Below are 15680 nucleotides of genomic sequence, written 5' to 3'. Positions count from 1 at the left end.
CGGTATCAGGGTCGTTTGGAGGTCGCACCTAGACCCGTCCCATCATAGATTTCCGAAATGGGAACTGACATTCCAAGGGGTTCGATCTGGAGTTCACCCATCTCCTCGGTGATGTCTTCCTCAGCGAGGAAACGACCTTGGTCGTCGCGCGTCCAGACGCTGATCCTGCTCTCCGACTGCGACCCGCAAACATACTGACGGATGTCCCTGACCGTCTCGTAGTCGCGCAATTTACGGCTCTGGTCACACCAGGCGGTCGATTTCGAGAGCGCTTCGAAAACGACCGGGGGCTTCGACGCATCATGGGAGGCAGGCTCGTAAGGCTCGCAATCGACAGTGACAACCGGATAGCGTGAATTGCCGGTCGCGGGAACCGTCACGCGCAAGTCCGAGCTGCCCACGCGACTAGGGTTTCCGCGCAGTCGGGTATGGAGGCTGGTCTGGATGTTGGCGCCGATGAGGGCGTGAGCCTGCGTGCCACCCGTCATCATGCGCGGCTCGCCGGCGACGAACTCGAATTTCCGCTCCTGGCGTTTCTCCCAATCGAGAAACTTCGAAAGCGTCATCGAATTCGTCGCTGCTTCGCTCATTGACCTGTCTCCGGTCGGTCGAACCCTACTGCCAGAGAACCTCGAGCACCTCGTAGGACCGTGCGCCACCGGGCGCTGCGACCTCGACGGTATCGCCTTCCTCCTTGCCGATCAGCGCGCGGGCGATCGGCGAGGAAATGGACACGCGGCCGGATTTCACGTCGGCTTCCTGATCGCCGACGATCTGGAACAGACGCTCTTCCTCGGTCTCTTCGTCGACGAGCTTGACGGTCGCGCCGAACATCACCTTGTCACCCTTCATCTTGGTGACGTCGATGACCTCGGCACGTGCGGTCACGTCCTCGAGTTCCGAAATCCGGCCCTCGTTGAGGCTCTGGGCTTCCTTCGCCGCATGATATTCCGCGTTCTCGGAGAGATCGCCGTGGGCACGCGCCTCTGAGATCGCCTGGATGATCCGGGGCCGCTCTTCCTGCTGACGGCGACGAAGCTCCTCTTTCAGCGTCTCGAATCCGCGGGTCGTCATCGGGACCTTCTGCATATCGGCCTCCACCTTTCGATACGGCCGGCCATGATGTGCCGGCGCGCCTTCTTATCGTTCGTGCCGGCGCGGCCGATGTCAAAACGGCGCTGCCGGGAATACAAAGACAGGCCGGACCGGGCGACAAATGATCGCCCGGCTCCAACCGGCTGAACGGACTTGGAAGTGTCGTCGTTCCCTGGTCCGGTCAGGGCCGACAAGCCATTTGAGAATTCAGGCAGCTGTAAAATACGACTGAAGCGGCCTGACTTCAAGATTGCCTTTCTTAAGGGCACCAACGGCCTGGGCGGCCGCTTCCATGCCGGCCAGCGTGGTGTAATAGGGCAATTTGTGGAGGAGGGCGGCGCGCCTTAGCGACAGCGAGTCCGATAGAGCCTTTGCGCCTTCCGTGGTATTGAAGACCAGCTGCACCTGTCTGTTGCGCATGGCGTCCTCGATATGAGGACGGCCCTCGAGAACCTTGTTCACGCGCACGGCTTCGATCCCGTTTTCGGTCAGGAAGCGCTGTGTGCCGCCCGTCGCCATCACGGAGAAGCCGATTTCGCTGAGAAGCCGGATCGTTGGGAGGATACGTTCCTTGTCGGCGTCCTTCACCGAAACGAAGACCGTGCCCTCGCGCGGCAGGTCCACACCTGCGCCGAGCTGGCTCTTGGCGAAGGCGAGCGCGTAGTCGTTGGCAAGTCCCATGACCTCGCCCGTCGAGCGCATTTCCGGCCCGAGCAGCGTGTCGACACCCTGAAAGCGGGAAAACGGGAACACCGCCTCCTTGACCGCGATATGCTTAAGGGACTTCACATCCGGCTTGCCGCCATAGGCCGCGAAGGCCGTATCGAGATCTTCGCCAGCCATGATGCGCGCCGCGATCTTGGCGATCGGCCGGCCGATCGTCTTGGCGACGAAGGGCACCGTGCGCGAGGCGCGCGGGTTGACTTCGAGAACGAAGATATCCTCGCCCTGGATCGCGAACTGGACGTTCATCAGACCGCCGACCTTCAGTGCGACGGCCATTTCCCGCGTCTGGCGTTCCAGTTCCTCGGTGATCTTCGTCGACAGGGAATGGACCGGCAGCGAACAGGCCGAGTCGCCTGAGTGGATGCCGGCTTCTTCGATATGCTCCATGATGCCGGCAACGAAGCTTGCCTCGCCGTCGCAGAGACAATCGACGTCGACCTCGATCGCGTCCTTCAGATAGCCGTCGATGAGGACCGGCGACTTGCCGGATACGACGACGGCCTCGCGCATGTAGCGCTCGAAGCCCTGGTCGGAGCGCACGATCTCCATGGCCCGTCCGCCGAGGACGTAAGACGGCCGGATCACAACCGGATAGCCGATCCGCTCCACGATCGCCTTGGCCTCTTCGAAGGAGCGGGCGATGCCGTTGTTCGGCTGCTTCAGGTTCAGCTTGTTGAGGAGCTGCTGGAACCGGTCGCGGTCTTCGGCAAGATCGATTGCGTCCGGCGAGGTACCGAGGATCGGAATGCCGGCCGCCTCCAGGGCTTCCGCAAGCTTCAGCGGTGTCTGGCCGCCGAACTGGACGATGACGCCGTGCAGCGTGCCCTTCGTCTGTTCGGCATAAAGGATCTCCAGCACGTCCTCGGCCGTCAGCGGCTCGAAGTAGAGCCGGTCGGACGTGTCGTAATCCGTCGAGACCGTTTCCGGATTGCAGTTGATCATGATCGATTCGTAGCCGGCGTCGCCAAGCGCGAACGCGGCGTGGCAGCAGCAATAGTCGAACTCGATGCCCTGGCCGATCCGGTTCGGACCGCCGCCGAGGATCACCACCTTCCTCGCATCTGTGATGTCGGCCTCGGACCGCACGCTGCCTGCGAAGGGGCGCTCATAGGTCGAGTACATGTAAGGGGTCGGCGAGGCGAATTCGGCGGCACAGGTATCGATCCGCTTGAACACCGGATGGACGTCGAGTTCGCGCCGCTTGTCGGCGACCTCGACTTCGCTGACGCCGGCGAGCGTCGCAAGACGGGCGTCCGAGAACCCGAAGGATTTCAGATAGCGCAGATTGTCCGCATCCTGCGGAAGACCGTGCTCGCGGATTCTCGCTTCAAGATCGATGATCGAGCGAATGCGGGCGAGGAACCAGCGGTCGATCTTGCAGGCCGCGTGGATCGCCTCGTCGTCCATGCCCATGCGCATGGCCTGGGCGACCATCAGCAGCCGGTCCGGCGTCGGCGTGCCGAGGGCTGCGCGCAGCGCGTTGAGGTCGTCGCCCTGACCGGCATCGGGGATCGCGATTTCGTCGAGTCCGTTCAGACCGGTTTCGAGGCCGCGAAGCGCCTTCTGCAGCGATTCGGCGAAAGTCCGGCCGATCGCCATCACCTCGCCGACGGATTTCATCGCCGTCGTCAGGATCGGCGCGGCGCCGGGAAATTTTTCGAAGGCGAAGCGCGGGATCTTCGTGACGACATAGTCGATCGACGGCTCGAAGGAGGCCGGCGTCGCGCCGCCCGTGATATCGTTTTCGAGCTCGTCCAGCGTATAGCCGACGGCAAGCTTCGCCGCGACCTTGGCGATTGGGAAGCCGGTCGCCTTCGAGGCGAGAGCGGACGAGCGCGAGACGCGCGGATTCATCTCGATGACGACAAGGCGGCCGGTTTCCGGGTTCACGGCAAACTGGACGTTGGACCCGCCAGTCTCCACCCCGATCTCGCGCAGCACCGCGATCGAGGCGTTGCGCATGATCTGGTATTCCTTGTCCGTCAGTGTCAGTGCCGGCGCGACGGTGATCGAATCGCCCGTATGGACACCCATCGGATCGACGTTCTCGATGGAACAGATGATGATGCAATTGTCCGCCCGATCGCGGACCACCTCCATCTCGTATTCCTTCCAGCCGAGGACGGACTCCTCGATCAGCACTTCCGTCGTCGGCGAGGCATCGAGCCCGTTCTCGACGATTTCGAAGAATTCCTGCCGGTTGTATGCGATGCCGCCGCCCGTGCCGCCGAGCGTGAAGGACGGCCGGATGATGGCGGGCAGGCCGACTTCGTCAAGTGCCTGGGCGGCAGCGGCCAAGGCATGCGTCATATAGCGCTGCTTGCGGTCGCTCTCGCCGAGATTCCACTCGGCTTCCAGCCTGTCGAGGGCGGCGTTGCGTGCGTCCTCGTCATCGGCATGTTCGGCGCGGATGACGGTGCGCTTTTCCTCGTGCACCTTGCGGTCCTGCGCCTTGGGGACGGCGGCATTGGCGAGAACCGAGCGCGGGGTTTCGAGGCCGATCTTGGCCATCGCCTCGCGGAAGAGCGCGCGGTCCTCGGCCTTGTCGATGGCGGCGGCGTTCGCGCCGATCATCTCCACATGATAGCGATCCAGCGTGCCCATCCGCTGGAGGGACAGCGCGGTGTTGAGCGCGGTCTGGCCGCCCATGGTCGGCAGCAGCGCGTCCGGCCGCTCCTTCTCGATGATCTTGGCGACGACTTCCGGCGTGATCGGCTCGATATAGGTGGCGTCGGCGAGATCGGGATCGGTCATGATCGTCGCTGGGTTCGAGTTGACGAGGATGATTCGGTAACCCTCGGCTTTCAGCGCCTTGCAGGCCTGGGTGCCGGAGTAATCGAACTCACAAGCCTGTCCGATGATGATGGGGCCGGCGCCGATGACGAGGATCGATTTGATATCTGTGCGTTTGGGCATGGCGGTTCGGTCCATCTTGTCGGCGTGCGAAGACCGGCCATCCGGCGCTTTCGTCATGAAAGCCGCGCGGTTTGACCAGTCGCAAATTGAGTCTTCAGGCTGAGGCCGCCTTATAGGGAAGAGGTCGCTGCGAGGGAAGGGGAAACCTGCGCGCATTTGCTGAACTGCACTCGAGATCGACAAGACTCTCAGCGCGCCATGAGCGCTTACGAACTCCCAGACCTTGCCTTCGAGACCTCGGCAACGCCCGGCAGCGGTCTGCCGTCGTAAGACTCGACGCCCATCGAGAGCGCGAAACAGGCAAGTTCCACGGTTTTCGGAATCTCGACGTTCTTTCCGCCGCGGGCGCCTTTTTCATAATACTGGATGACGCGCTTCTTGAGGCCCAGCTTCTCGGCAGCATCCTTCTGCTTCAGGCCAATATCCTTGCGCCAGGCTTTGAACGCTGCGGGCGTCATCGGCAACTCCGTCTGTCATCCATGTGTGAGCCATTCTCCGCCAAAGCGGTCTTGTCAACCGCAAGCTCAGCTCGGCAATCGCGGTCGCGGTCCCTATCAGATCAATTGGGACAAATGCTTTAAGCGGGACGGTTCGCCGCGCAAAAAATGCACATGGTGCGCTTTTATCCCCTTGAAAGTGCGCACCAAGTGCGCCTTATTATAAGAGAATCACGGCGATATGGCTTCTGGATGCCCGCGCGGATCATCGGCCTGCGACGCTCGCTCAAGCTGCATCCGCTAAGCTAAAACAATACGATAATGGGAGAAATAATAATGCTTGCAGATATCATCGTCGCCCGCGCTTCCTGTGGCGGAGAACGTGGCCGTCACGACATGCATCAGTATGCGACAGCTCATTGCGGATTTCGCCGCTCCGTGAAGAGATTTCTGGCCCGTTTCGGCCTCATCAAGATCCGGGCTGCGTAAAGCGGCACATCGCTGCGGACACTGAAATATAGAGACGCAAAAAAAAACGGGCATCGGCGACAAGCCGGTGCCCGTTTTCGTTTGGATTGCGAAGACCCGCTGCGTGGTCAGGCCGCGTTTCGTTTGCCCTGATGGCTGTCGATCATGTCGAAGAAGCGCTGAAAGAGGTAGTGCGAGTCCTGCGGGCCGGGTGAGGCCTCCGGGTGATGCTGGACGGAGAAGACGGGTTTCTCTTTCAGCTGCAGGCCGCAGTTCGAGCCATCGAAGAGCGAGCGGTGGGTCTCCGTGGCGCCGTCCGGAAGGGTATCGGCGGCAACCGCGAAGCCGTGATTCATCGACACGATTTCCACCTTGCCGGTGGTGTAGTCCATCACCGGATGGTTCGCGCCATGGTGGCCCTGATGCATCTTCTTCGTCTCGGCGCCCAGTGCGAGAGCAAGAAGCTGGTGGCCGAGGCATATGCCGAAGAGCGGGATACCGGCCTCCACAAGCTCCTGGATCTCCTTGACCGCATAAATGCCCGTCGCAGCCGGATCGCCGGGGCCGTTCGACAGGAAGACGCCATCAGGATCCATGGCGAGAATCTCTTTCGCGCTCGTCGTCGGCGGCACGACGGTCACCTCGGCGCCGTGGCCGGCAAGCAGACGGAAGATGTTGCGCTTGGCACCGTAATCGACCGCGACGATCTTGTAGCGGGCCGGCGTCTCCGCCGCCTTTTCATCGCCCCACAGCCAAGGCTTCTCGGTCCAGATGGAGCTTTTCGTGGTGGCGACGAGCTTCGCGATGTCCGTACCGTCTATGCCAGCCCATTCGCGTGCGCGCTTTTTCAGCGCCTCAATGTCGAACTGGCCGTTCGGATCGTGGGCGATCACCGCGTTCGGCATGCCATTCTCGCGGATCGATGCGGTCAAGGCCCGCGTGTCGATCCCTGAGAGAGCGATGATACCGCGCTGTTTCAGCCATTCCTCGAGCCGGCCGGCCGAGCGATAATTCGAGGGCTCGGTTACCTCCGCGCGCAGGATCGCGCCGACCGCGCCGGCATTGCCGAGGGGAGAGAAATCTTCGTGGTCTTCCGCGTTCGCGCCGACATTTCCGATATGCGGGAAGGTGAAGGTGACGATCTGCTGGGCATAGGACGGATCGGTGAGGATCTCCTGATAGCCGGTGAGCGCTGTGTTGAAGCAGACTTCGCCCTCGATCGCCCCTTCGGCGCCAAGGCCGAAGCCCTCGATCACCGTGCCATCCGCCAGAACGAGCAGTCCGGTGGTCACGCGTTTCGTCCATCCCTCGCTCATATTCGGGTCTCCTGATCCGGTCTCTTTCTAGAAAAACGCCTTGAGGCTCGCCATCTTAGGGAAGCGTTCAGCGAGGCTCAGCCTGCGGGCCGTCTTCCAGGTAAAGGCGCTTGCGTTGCATTCTGGGCTTCTCTATAGGGCAGCCGCCATGGGCTGCAAGCATCGATTGCCTGTACGAACCGTAATTCCACCGGATAAACACGCCGAAAGCGCCCTCCGGTGCGGGTTGTTCATGCACAGACGCAACATAATGACGATACTGTGACCGAACAACGGAATCCCCGTTGCATGGACAGCCGGTTAGCGTAACATCCTGAGTCCCGCCGCGGGCTTTTCCGATCCTCGGACCGCCACGGTACCCACGTTCGAAAGTGAAATGCGCAATGCGCGAGACGATTTCTGAAGCTTTGACCAAAGCGCAGGACGAGGGCGACAAGACCCGTGTATCCATTCTTCGCCTCATCAAGGCCGCTGTGAAGGACCGCGATGAGGCGAACCGCGAAGCGGGCCGCGATCCTGTGGATACCGACGATATCCTGAACATTCTCGTCACCATGCGCCGCCAGCGGATCGAATCCGCGCGGAGCTACGAGGAGAATGGCCGCCTGGAACTTGCCGAACAGGAGCGCGAGGAAATCAAGGTTATCGAGGACTTCCTGCCCGCCCAGCTCGACGAGAGCGCCATGCAGCAGGCTTGCCGCTCGGCAGTCGAAGATATCGATGCCAAGGGCCTTCGCGATGTCGGCCGCTGTATGAACAAGCTGAAACAGCGCTATCCGGGCCAGATGGATTTCACCAAGGCCTCGACCGTCGTGAAAGGCATGTTGCGCTGAAGCTTGCCGGGGAGAGGAGAAACCTCCCGTCGCGCTATCGAGGCATGTGGCAGCATATCGCCATCCCAAACCCTATGATGCTGTAGGCAGTCGCATCTCTGGCGATCGTTTTTAAAAGAAAAGCCAGAAGACGAGCGGTACGAGGATCGCCGTCGCAAGCGCGTTCAGCCCCATGGCAAGTCCGGAGAACGCGCCGGCCGCCTCACTTTCCTGAAGCGCTCGTGCAGTGCCTATGCCGTGCGAGCCGACGCCCATCCCCATGCCGCGCGCCGGCGCATCCTTCACACCCAAGAGATTGAGCATCGAAGGTCCAAGGGCCGCGCCGATGATGCCCGTGACGATCACGAGGACGGCGGTGAGCGAAGGCAGGCCGCCGATCCGCTCGACGATGCCCATGGCGACCGGAGCCGTCACCGATTTCGGCGCGATGGAGACGAAACCCGTCTGATCGATGCCGAAGAGGCCCGCGCACAAAAGCCCGCTCGCGATGCCCGTCACCGAACCGATACCAAGGCTTGCGGCAATCGCGAGCTTGTTCGCCTTGATTCGTTCGAACTGGCGATAAAGCGGAATCGCGAGGGCGACCGTCGCAGGGCCGAGCAGGAAGTGAATGAACTGGGCGCCTTCGAAATAGGTATCGTAGGAAGTGCCGGTTGCTGTGAGAACACCGACGATGATGAGCACCGAGACGAGCACCGGGTTCAAGAGGGCCGGCCTGCCGATTCGCGTCCAGATGTCCTGGACAATCTGATAGGCGACGAGGGTCAGCGTGAGGGCAAGGAGGGGGCTCGTCGCGAGATAGACCCAGATGTCGGTGATCTCCTCAGTCATCCTCGCTCTCCTGGGCGTTTTGAGGTGCTTTGTCCTTCATGAAGAACCGCATGGCGAGGGCGGTGACGCCGATGGTGATGAGCGTTGAGGCGAGCAGCGTTCCCCCGAGCTGGAGGCCTTCCGACCCTAGCCGGCTCGTGTGCTGCATGATGCCGACGCCAGCCGGCACGAAGAGGACGGCGAGATTGCCCAGAAGGCCGTCGCCCACGGTGGCGATGGAGTCGGGAATGCCGCCCCTGACGGCGAAGACCGTGAACAGAAGCGCCATGCCGATGACGGGGCCCGGAAGCGGAAGCCCCGTTGCGGCGACGAGAGCCTCGCCGACGAGCTGGCACAGAAGAATTCCGGTGAGCGCCCTAAGCAAGCGTATCACCGTGAGATAAGCGACTCGCGATCATGGGCGAGAGAATAGCTGCTACGGCGCGAGCGGAAAGAGTTAAAGGGCCGCTGTCCGATCAAACGCTACGTGAACTCGGCGCAACCAGAGGCGAATTGCGGGACGAGGTCCCGATCGCTCAGGCGTCGGCCGAGTGGGCAGGCGTTGCGAGCTCGGCCAGCGACGCTGCGAGAAAGCGCAACCACCGACGGCCTCTCGGTTCGATGCGCCATGTGACGAGGGCTGCGCCTTCCTTTTCCCGGCCCTGGCGGAACGCGGCAAGAAGCCGCAAGAGCCAGATCTCGTCACTCGAAGGCCAGCGCGTGCCGGGACGGTAAAACTCCAGCGTGATCGTGCCGTGTTTCGAGAGGCCTCGGAAAAACGCGTTCGACACGGTTTCGATGGCGCGGGGTTCCTTTCCGGCGAGCATCAGGCAGGCACGCTCGATCTCGGGCTTCGGCTGGAGCCGGCTTTTCAAGGCGAGCCAGCGGAGACGGTTGAGGAGATCGCGATCGCTCTCGGACAGGTCGCTCGCGCGAGTTTCGACAGTCGGACAGCTGCGCTTGCCGAACGGGATGACGACGGCCTCTTCCGGGGCTGTGTCCAGAAAAGACGCGAAGGTGCGAGCTGTGGCTGTCATGATCGGAACCGGCTTGTGATCTGCCAGTTTAGAATTCGTCTAAACTGCTGATTTTGTTGATTTCTCTTTAACAGAGCTAGTATGTCGGCGCAACGATGCCAGCCGCGCTGGCGTGTCACAGATGCTTTCGGGCGCTGGCAGGAGATATCCCGCTGGACATCGGCGCGCCGCTGGCATCGTCTGAAACCGACATCCGTTGCGTGGCTTGCGCCGCGTTGCACCAAATCCGAGGGACATCATCAATGGCCGGACTGTGGCGCGGGGCTCCATCGCCCTGCATCGATATCTGTAAACGCCCGGGGAAGGGCCCCTGCGTCGGCTGCGGCCTGACGAAGGACGAAAAGAAGCTGTTCAAGAAGAGCCGCAAGAAGGCCGACCGCAAGGCACTGTTTCGCCTGCTTCTGGCACGGCTCGAACAGACGGGCCGCAGGGATCGGTGGGAATTCCTCTACCGTCGCCGCTGCGCAAAGAAGGACCAGCCCTGTCCGCTCGACAAGCTGCAGGAGGCGAAGTCGGCTTGAGGTTCGCTGGCGGCGGCAGACGGCTGAAAACGCCCTCAACTTTCGTTGTGTTTTGCGGCATTAGGTTGCGGGGGGGGGGGAGCTCTTCTGGTTCCACTTCCCAAGACAATTGATGATGGGCTTCAAAAGGGGTCTTCTGACGAATGCGCGCTCTTGCTCTGGTATTTCTGTATCTAGTCAGTAGCGGAGGACTTGGCCTCGCATCTGAGCTTAAGACATTCGATCTGCCCTTGGTTGCTCCCGAAGGAATGTGCCGTCTCGACCCCGCAAATATCGGCCTCGAGTCCGTTGTGTTCGACGATGCGCGGGAAACGACCATGAACCTGAAGAACGTCTTGATCGCGATGTTCCTTCCATGCGGCGCGGACGATCCCACTACGATCGATCTCGATAGTTTGGATGGAACGCACATCACTGTGACTAGCCAAAATATGAAAAATGGCTATCTCTCCAAGAGTCCGCTGCCCCCCCCCCCAAGGAAGCGATGGCGTCTATGGAGCAGGCATTTCTGTCCATGAACACCGACCCGAGGTTCCGGGAGATTATTGGAAGGCAGCCTGAATTCGGAGAGTATGACGCCACCTTAGATCAACTGCAGGTGACCGAAATTGTGGAGCCGCGCGATGGCGACGTCCTCTATGTAAGAATGCTCTCACGCGCTACGACGCCTGAAGGTCAATTGACCATTCGGTCGATGACAGCCTACACGCAGGTTGACGGCTACGACGTATCGACTTCGATACACGACAGTCGCAGCCCTGACCTTTCTTATGAAGATATGGAAAAGATGCTTCGTTCGATGATGCAGACGCTTCGGGCGGATGCAAGGGGCATAGGCAGGTAGTTCTGCGGCTTAATCCACTGCCCATGACCGAAGGTGGCTGACGTCTGAGCGCAACTGTGCGAAGACGATCTCATGCGCTTTCCGCCCTCCTTTCTCGACGACATCCGTGCCCGCGTTCCGATCTCCGATGTGATCGGTCAGCGCGTGACCTGGGATCGGCGTAAATCCCGGCCTGCCAAGGGCGATCACTGGGCCTGCTGTCCGTTTCACGGCGAAAAGTCTCCGAGCTTTCACTGCGAGGACGACAAGGGCCGCTATCACTGTTTTGGTTGCGGCGTCTCCGGCGATCATTTCCGCTTTCTGACCGAGCTCGACGGGATGAGCTTTCCCGATGCGGTGGAGCGGCTGGCCGGTATGGCCGGCCTGTCGATGCCGGCGCCCGATCCCCAGGCCGAGCGGCGCGAGGAGAAGCGTGCGACCCTTCTCGATGCCCTGAGGCTTGCCTCGGAGTTTTTTCGCGAACGGCTGCAGGACAACGAAGGGGCCAAGGCGCGCGGCTATCTGCGCGATCGCGGCCTGACGCCTGCGACGCAAAAGCGCTTCGGGCTCGGTTTCGCGCCGGAGGGTCGGAACCGCCTGAAGGAGCATCTGGTCGCTAAGGGTGTGGGCAAGGCGGAGATCGAGGCCGCCGGGCTCGTCGTCCACGGTGACGACATCCCCGTCTCCTTCGACCGATTTCGCGACCGGATCATGTTTCCGATCCTCGATCCTTCGGAGCGATGCGTTGCCTTCGGCGGGCGGGCGATGTCGCCCAATGCCCGCGCCAAATATCTGAATTCGCCGGAAACCGATGTCTTTCACAAGGGCGCGATGCTCTACAATCTCGCCAATGCGAGGCGAGCGGCGAAGAGCGCCGGCACTTTCATCGTGGTCGAAGGCTACATGGACGTGATCGCCTTGGCCCAGGCCGGTTTTGATCACGCGGTCGCGCCGCTCGGCACCGCGTTGACGGAAGGCCAGATCGAGCTCTTGTGGCGCAATTCCACCGAGCCGGTTCTGTGTTTCGACGGAGACGGGGCCGGTCTTCGAGCCGCGCACCGGGCGGCCGAGATCGCGCTGCCCATGCTGAAGCCCGGTCGATCCCTGCGTTTCGCCCTGATGCCCGACGGCAAGGACCCGGACGACCTCGTGAAGGATGGCGGACCGGATGCCTTCAATGATGTTCTGGCGCAGGCCCGCCCCCTGTCGGATATGGTCTGGTCCCGCGAGACTGCCGGTTCGACCTTCGATACGCCGGAAGCGCGGGCCGAACTCGAGGCTCGCCTCAACCAGTTGACCCGGCAGATAGGCGACGAAAACGTTCGCCGACACTACCAGAGCGATATGCGTCAGAGGTTATCGACCTTTTTCGGCGGTGGATCGTCGCAGCGCGGCTATGGGGGAAAAAACGAACGCGGCGGCTATTCGCGGGGGGCAAGCGGCCAGAACCGGGGAGAGCGGCAAGGCCAGGCACCCGGTATGCGGCCGGCGATCTCGGACCGTCTCGCGCGATCCAGCCTCCTGCGATCCGCCGGCGGCCCCGCGCCCTCCTTGCGAGAGATCGCGATCGTGGTCGGTTTCGTGAACCATCCGGTGCTCATGCACGAAGCGTTCGACTACTTCGCCGATCTGGAGATCGATGCGCCCGATCTTGCCCGCCTGAGGGCTGCGGTGCTCGACATCTACGCCGAGCGCGCGCCGGACAGCCGGGATGTCATCGTCGATGGCTTGAAACGCACGGGCACGGATACGATTTTCGAGGCGTATGAAAGAAAGGCGCGCGAGGTACGGCTATGGCCGGTTCTCGCTGATGCTGCACCGGACGACGCCCGCGAGGCCCTGCGTCAGGCCTTGAATCTGCAGCATCGCTTCAAGGCGTTGACGCGCGAGCTGAGGCAGGCCGAACGACTGCTCGGCGAGGAGCCGACGCAGGGGACTTATGAGCACATGCGCGCGGTGAAAGCGGAAATCGAACGCCTGGAGACGACCGAAGCCCTGATAGATGGATTTGGCATCTTGTCGGGGCGCGCTGTTAAGACCATGTAAAGCATCAGAATTCCGTTCCCAATCGGCCACAGGCTGTCGCAGTGTCGCGTGCCGCGCGCGTTGCCGCGCAGGCTTGCGGCAAGCTGGGGCGTTTAAATATTGCCATTTGATGGTCGGGCACACATATACCGCCGCTGAACGCGATATAACGTTCATGTGATTGCGAGTTTCGAGACGACCGTGAACGGCGGAAAGCGAGCCTTGAGGGCCCCAAGTAGTCAAAGCGGCCTGAAAGAGGGTGCCTTCCCTCAGCGAGACGTCGCTGAGTGGACGGCAGGCAGCAGAACCCGGGTGGCGATGCCCGAAATCGGAGAATGAATCGTATGGCGACCAAGGTCAAAGAGAAAGAAGCGCCTGCGGACGAGCGCGCCGAAGCGGCGACCGACGGGCCCTTGCTGGACCTGTCCGATGACGCTGTAAAGAAAATGATCAAGGCCGCCAAGAAGCGCGGCTTCGTGACCATGGACAAGCTCAATTCGATGCTGTCCTCCGATGGCGTCACGTCCGATCAGGTCGAGGACCTGATGGCCATGCTCAACGACATGGGCATCAACGTCGTCGAGGACGACGAGGAGGGTGAGGCCGACAACGATAACGACAACGATAACGACGATTCCAATTCGTCGGGTTCGACCGAAGTCGCGGAAACCGGCAAGACCCAGGTCGCCACCACCGAGAAGAAGTCTTCGAGCGACCGTACCGACGATCCCGTGCGCATGTATCTGCGCGAGATGGGTTCGGTGGAATTGCTGTCGCGCGAAGGCGAGATCGCGATCGCCAAGCGCATCGAGGCTGGCCGCGAGACGATGATCGCCGGGCTCTGCGAGAGCCCCTTGACCTTCCAGGCCATCATCATCTGGCGCGACGAGCTGAACGATGGCAACATCCTTCTGCGCGACATCGTCGATCTGGAAGCGACCTATGCCGGGCCTGAGGCGAAAGCGCCGGCCGTTGCGGCGCCTGCGGGCGACGAAGGCGACGACGCGGAAGGCAAGGCGAAGGTTGCGACCGGTCCGCAGACGCGCCCAGGCGAGGCTCGTCCCGTGGGCACGGAAGAAGAGGACGAGGACGAGGACGACGAGGCGAACCTTTCCCTCGCCGCGATGGAGGCCGAGATCCTGCCTCAGGTGATGGACACGTTCGATCTCATCGCCGACACCTATTTCCGTCTTCGCAAGCTGCAGGACCAACAGGTCGAGAACCGTCTTCAGGCGACCGGCGCCCTGTCTCCGTCCCAAGAGAAATCCTACAAGAAGCTGAAGGAAGACCTCGTCGCGCTGGTCAAGGGGCTTTCGCTCAACCAGAACCGTATCGATGCGCTGGTCGAACAGCTGTACGACATCAACAAGCGGCTCGTTGGTAACGAGGGCAAGCTGCTGCGCCTTGGCGAATCCCATGGCGTGCGCCGCGATGAGTTCCTGAAGGAATATCAGGGCTCCGAGCTCGATCCGAACTGGACGCGGCGGGTGGCCAACCTGTCCGGCAAGGGCTGGCTCTCCTTCGTTCAGAAGGACAAGGAAAAGATCCAGCGCCTGCGCGGGGAAATCCAGAGCCTTGCGACCGAGACCGGTCTGGAAATCACCGAGTTCCGCCGCATCGTGCACATGGTGCAGAAGGGCGAGCGAGAGGCCCGGCAGGCGAAGAAGGAAATGGTCGAGGCGAACCTGCGTCTCGTGATTTCCATCGCCAAGAAGTACACCAATCGTGGCCTTCAGTTCCTGGACCTCATTCAGGAAGGCAATATCGGCCTGATGAAGGCCGTCGATAAGTTCGAATATCGCCGCGGCTACAAGTTCTCGACCTATGCGACGTGGTGGATCCGGCAGGCGATCACCCGCTCGATCGCCGACCAGGCCCGCACGATCCGCATTCCGGTGCATATGATCGAGACGATCAACAAGATCGTGCGCACCTCGCGCCAGATGCTGCACGAGATCGGTCGCGAACCGACCCCGGAAGAGTTGGCCGAAAAGCTGGCGATGCCGCTCGAAAAGGTCCGCAAGGTCCTGAAGATCGCCAAGGAGCCGATCTCCCTCGAAACGCCGGTGGGTGACGAGGAGGATTCGCATCTCGGCGACTTCATCGAGGACAAGAACGCGATCCTGCCGATCGATGCGGCGATTCAGGGCAATCTGCGCGAGACGACGACCCGCGTTCTCGCCTCACTCACGCCCCGCGAGGAGCGTGTCCTGCGCATGCGCTTCGGCATCGGCATGAACACCGACCACACGCTGGAAGAGGTTGGTCAGCAGTTCTCGGTGACCCGCGAGCGTATTCGCCAGATCGAGGCCAAGGCGCTGCGCAAGCTCAAGCATCCGAGCCGTTCGCGCAAGCTGCGCAGTTTCCTCGACAGCTGATTGAACACGGCGATGCCGGCGGTGATTGCGCCGGCATCGCCGCAAAGCCGGCGTTTTAAGCGTGCCGGCAGCTTGCTTTCCTTAAAACGATCCTGCATCTTTCTGACCATGAACATCTGCACGGCCATGTCTGCTCGGAGCACTGCCATCTCAGCCGGTGGCCGGTTTCGCATGTCTGGTCTTCTCCTCCTTAGCCGCGACCGTCGGGCCCGCTAAGGAAGGGGCGCCCGGCGGTCGGCTCAAGCCGGTCGGGTCTCTCCCGGAAATTCGGCTTCGCTCCTTCACATTTCGAGAC

13 protein-coding genes are annotated in these 15680 nt (G+C 61.7%); 5 read left to right on the top strand and 8 right to left on the bottom strand.

All coding sequences use genetic code 11. The features are described from left to right. Positions 1-5: 5 nt before the first annotated feature. From ABDX79_RS04960 to carA, 5 genes are all read right to left on the bottom strand, one after another. The gene (locus ABDX79_RS04960; protein WP_346219148.1) at positions 6-590 is read right to left on the bottom strand and encodes a Uma2 family endonuclease; all 585 of its coding nucleotides are present in this window, start codon (positions 588-590) and stop codon (positions 6-8) included. A 25-nt stretch (positions 591-615) separates the two neighbouring features. Then, positions 616-1089 carry a transcription elongation factor GreA gene (gene greA, locus ABDX79_RS04955; protein ID WP_346219147.1) on the bottom strand — a complete coding sequence of 158 codons (474 nt, stop codon included), beginning with the start codon at positions 1087-1089 and terminating at the stop codon, positions 616-618. Between the two features lie 213 nt (positions 1090-1302). Then, a complete protein-coding gene (gene carB, locus ABDX79_RS04950) occupies positions 1303-4737 on the bottom strand; it encodes a carbamoyl-phosphate synthase large subunit (RefSeq protein WP_346219146.1) in 3435 nt (1144 codons plus the stop codon). A gap of 206 nt (positions 4738-4943) precedes the next feature. Further along, positions 4944-5195: a helix-turn-helix domain-containing protein gene (locus ABDX79_RS04945; RefSeq protein WP_346219145.1), complete on the bottom strand. Its 252-nt coding sequence runs from the start codon at positions 5193-5195 to the stop codon at positions 4944-4946. Positions 5196-5770: 575 nt separating this feature from the next. Beyond that, entirely contained in the window at positions 5771-6958 is a 1188-nt protein-coding gene (gene carA / locus ABDX79_RS04940; RefSeq protein WP_346219144.1) for a glutamine-hydrolyzing carbamoyl-phosphate synthase small subunit, read from the bottom strand. A 383-nt stretch (positions 6959-7341) separates the two neighbouring features. On the opposite strand from carA, the gene ABDX79_RS04935 reads away from it, so the two are divergent. Then, positions 7342-7791, top strand: coding sequence for a GatB/YqeY domain-containing protein (locus ABDX79_RS04935; protein ID WP_346219143.1), 450 nt, complete (start codon positions 7342-7344; stop codon positions 7789-7791). A gap of 111 nt (positions 7792-7902) precedes the next feature. Here ABDX79_RS04935 and ABDX79_RS04930 read toward each other — a convergent pair whose 3' ends face one another. The 3 genes from ABDX79_RS04930 to ABDX79_RS04920 all read right to left on the bottom strand — a co-directional run bounded on the left by ABDX79_RS04930 (position 7903) and on the right by ABDX79_RS04920 (position 9638). Beyond that, positions 7903-8622, bottom strand: a complete 720-nt coding sequence (locus tag ABDX79_RS04930; protein WP_346219142.1) for an LrgB family protein — start codon at positions 8620-8622, stop codon at positions 7903-7905. Next, positions 8615-8986: a CidA/LrgA family protein gene (locus ABDX79_RS04925; protein WP_346219141.1), complete on the bottom strand. Its 372-nt coding sequence runs from the start codon at positions 8984-8986 to the stop codon at positions 8615-8617. The genes ABDX79_RS04930 and ABDX79_RS04925 overlap by 8 nt, the downstream gene beginning before the upstream one ends. A 151-nt stretch (positions 8987-9137) precedes the next feature. Beyond that, positions 9138-9638, bottom strand: a complete 501-nt coding sequence (locus tag ABDX79_RS04920) for a hypothetical protein (RefSeq protein WP_346219140.1) — start codon at positions 9636-9638, stop codon at positions 9138-9140. Positions 9639-9880: 242 nt separating this feature from the next. Here ABDX79_RS04920 and ABDX79_RS04915 point away from each other — a divergent pair, with 242 nt between their 5' ends. The 4 genes from ABDX79_RS04915 to rpoD all read left to right on the top strand — a co-directional run bounded on the left by ABDX79_RS04915 (position 9881) and on the right by rpoD (position 15385). Further along, entirely contained in the window at positions 9881-10159 is a 279-nt protein-coding gene (locus ABDX79_RS04915; protein WP_346219139.1) for a DUF1289 domain-containing protein, read from the top strand. Between the two features lie 514 nt (positions 10160-10673). Next, positions 10674-11003 (top strand): hypothetical protein, encoded by a 330-nt coding sequence (locus ABDX79_RS04910; protein WP_346219138.1) that lies wholly within the window; start codon positions 10674-10676, stop codon positions 11001-11003. Positions 11004-11075: 72 nt separating this feature from the next. Next, positions 11076-13028: a DNA primase gene (gene dnaG / locus ABDX79_RS04905; protein WP_346219137.1), complete on the top strand. Its 1953-nt coding sequence runs from the start codon at positions 11076-11078 to the stop codon at positions 13026-13028. A gap of 323 nt (positions 13029-13351) precedes the next feature. Beyond that, positions 13352-15385 (top strand): RNA polymerase sigma factor RpoD, encoded by a 2034-nt coding sequence (rpoD, locus tag ABDX79_RS04900; RefSeq protein WP_346219136.1) that lies wholly within the window; start codon positions 13352-13354, stop codon positions 15383-15385. Positions 15386-15680: the final 295 nt, after the last annotated feature.

It is taken from the genome of Fulvimarina fulva (genome assembly GCF_039652615.1).
GTDB lineage: Bacteria > Pseudomonadota > Alphaproteobacteria > Rhizobiales > Rhizobiaceae > Fulvimarina.
This window is presented reverse-complemented; position numbering and strand designations above follow the sequence as displayed.